The organism is Bartonella sp. AP30XZML (assembly GCF_042195945.1).
GTDB lineage: Bacteria > Pseudomonadota > Alphaproteobacteria > Rhizobiales > Rhizobiaceae > Bartonella.
In genome coordinates this window covers 1-3216 of the sequence record NZ_JBHIPJ010000081.1, presented here as the reverse complement: position 1 = coordinate 3216, position 3216 = coordinate 1, and the positions used below count along the sequence as shown (strand labels likewise).

Annotated in this window: 1 protein-coding gene; it reads right to left on the bottom strand. The window is 37.2% G+C overall.

All coding sequences use genetic code 11. The features are described 5' to 3' along the window. On the bottom strand, positions 1-2523 hold a 2523-nt coding region (locus tag ACFIL2_RS06260; RefSeq protein ID WP_375680657.1), incomplete at its 3' end, for an autotransporter outer membrane beta-barrel domain-containing protein. Positions 2524-3216: the final 693 nt, after the last annotated feature.

Sequence of the window (3216 nt, the reverse complement as noted above, 5' to 3'; positions counted from 1 at the left end):
TTGTCCATGGCTTGACTCTGGTCCATAGGCACGTAGTGTATACATATCCGGTAAGCCATCTCTTGTGGTATAGCCATTTACGAGTTTGAAAGAGTTTTCTTCTGCTTTTCCAGAAACTTGAATGAGTGAAAGACCACGGACATTGGCAGCAGCAGAGGTATTTGCTTCGATATTGTTCTCTTCTAAGCGCCCCGTGACATAAACTGATGTGTTGCCAGAGACATCTCCATGGATCAAAAGTCTATCGGTTTTTTTGTCATTTATTGCAGCACCATCACTCCAAGCCGTGTTGAAGTAAATCTTTGCATCACCCGTTGCGTTGTAGACTTCTTGCGTGTCTGGTTTACCAGAACCTATATGCAATGTTTGGTAGTGATCGTCTGTTGGTTTCTCAAAAACAATGGAGCTGTTATCGAGATTAAGCGTGGAAATATCAGAACGAGATCTTTGAGCGATATCAAGCAGATTGCCATCATCATCTTTTTCATGTTTGCTGATTTTCAACGTCCATGTTGTCTTGTTTTTTAGATCAAAACGTACAGTTCTATCTTTAGCAATATTCGCTCTGCCCTCTAGAGTAGACTGATCAGCGCTTAATGTAAAAGTGCCGTTGGAGATCGCTTTAACCTTTTTATCATTCCAATAATTATCGGTTCCCCAAGATTTTGGATTTTCGAAAATACCATCTCCTAATAATACGTCGGCATGGATTTCTGAATTTTTGAGATTGACTGTACCGATTGACAAACCTTGAATATCTTCAATGTTATCGTTAGTAAAAGCTCCAACAAAAATTCCAGTACCATTTTCAGCATGAAGCTCTGCATTAGTTAGATTGATCTCACTACTTTGGTGTTTTTGTGGATCATCTGATTCATTTTTATCAATATCAGAGACAGCCAAGAACTGTAAGCCACTGATTCCTACTTTTGCAGAAACATCCGTTAGATCAATATGGCCGCCATTTATTACAACCATTGCAACTTTTTTTGCTTCTATTTTATTTTTCTTCCCATTCTGAAGGGCGTCGGATTGGGTATCTAGACTTTTAGAATTAGCATCAATAGCGCCATTAATCATCTTAATTGTGCCATCTTTACCAATAGCGAGACCAACATCAACATTTTGAATGGTTGTTTTGCCATTTAATTCAACTATACTATCAGCCTCCCAAGTGTTTACACCAACGGTTGCTGCTTCGGACTCACCACCGATTATTGTTAAATCTCCGCTAATGATTTTACTTCCATCCTCTGCATAAAGACCTTCATCAAAATTTTGAATGGTTGTTTTGCCCGTTAACTGAATTTCACTCCCAGAGCCTGCTGTCCATACACCAGATCGTGCTTCATTGGGGTTGTCATTAATTGCTTTACCACCGACTATTATTAAATCTCCGCTGGTAATTTTACCACCATTATAGGCTCCAAGACCGTACGAAACTTTTTCAAAGGTTGTATGCCCCTTTAATTGAATTTCACTATTAGGATTAATGGCTATTATACCAGAAGTGCCGTATTCTTGGTTTTCATAAGCAGTTATTGTTAAATCTTCGCTGGTGATTTTACCACCTTTTTCTGCTCTCAGTCCATCTCTAACTTTTTTAATGCTTGTTTTGCCTTTTAATTCAATTATGCTTCCAAAGCCATTGGCATTTACACCGTTTCCCAAGTTATCGGTTGTTAGAGTAACATCCGTAATTTCAATACGTCCACCATTTTCTGTAAGTAATGCGCCTTCATGTCCATTCAAATTTCCTCCTATGACAGCTCCTCCTTTCATTGTGATCTTGGATTCTATACCATCTGCATGGAGTGCATTACCATTAGATGATGCGACTGTAACATTGTTGTTTAAAGTAATGATACTGCCATTTTGAGCAGATATTGCTGTATTTTTTGCACGAAATGATCCTCCAGAGATTGTTATTGTCGAGTGATCATCTGCAAATATGCCTTTTAGTGCTTGAGTTACGGTTACATTGTTTAAAATGACTGTGCTGTTTTTAGCACTTATTCCTAAGGATAGTGAACTGTTATCGTTTTCACTCGATATTACCACGTCTTCCAGCTTGTTTTTTTTACTCTTACTGTCAGAAAAGGAAGCACCAGTGCTAGATAAAATGCCAGATGAGGAGGACTCCATTCCAGAATATGTAATTGTTCCCTTAGTCATTTGAAGTGTAGCACCGTCTTTGGCTTCAAGGCCTAAGAAAATACCAGAACCAGTGCCTTTAATGGTTGTGCCGTCTAGTAACTCAATCGCACTGTTAGCACCTTCTGCTGTTACAGCATAGACGGTTTTGTTTGTGCCTTGGTTTATATCTTTATTCGTAACAATGGTTAAATGTTTTCCAATGATTTTGCCACCGTCTTTTGCGTGAATAGTTTCGTAGGTTTTATCGGATACTTCTTGTTGTTTTCCCTCAGAAACTACGAGGGTTTCAGCATGTGCACTGAACTGGATATTGAACAGGATGATAGCGGCTGTAGCCGTGCATGATAAAAGGGATGTTTTATACACTAGTATTCTCCTTATGAGAGCCCCCAAATATTCATTTCCCCGCGAATTTCATAAGAAGAAGTGAAAATGGATAGTTGTTATTAATTTCAGTAATTGTCTTTATTTGGTAAGACATTTTTGGTTTTTTGTCAAAATTAAAAAATAATTGATATTAATTATCTCTAATACAAAATGTATTTATAATTGATTTTATTTAAAGAATTATAATTTTGAATATTATTATTCAGAGAAATATTGTGAGATACTGATATAGTGGTTTTTACGTGATGGTAGGGATTATTATATGACGCAAATTGGGGTTATGAGGGAAAAAAAGGATGTAGAAGAAGCTAGTAAAAAAGCTAACTTACTTGGGCTTAAAGTGGTTTTTCATCTTTCAATACAGTGGTATTAATTTATTTCTAATAGACTTCTCTTTTTTTCAAAGTAGGAAGTACTCTTCATCCACTGGGGATGGAAGTGCTCTGTTGCGTTTGTTGTGTCTTGTCTTGGAGATTTTCGTAAAGAACTAAGTATAAAGAGGGAAGGGTGCTTTAAAAGGAAAAAGGATGACTTTAATGTACAAAAAGGGCAGCATATTGTGCTGCCTTTTTGTTAAATTGAATAGAATGATAGGCTATTTACAGCCTTGATTTAAAACTGATAGCGTATACCACCTGAAAAGCTTGCACCACTTATACCAGTTTTCTGAAG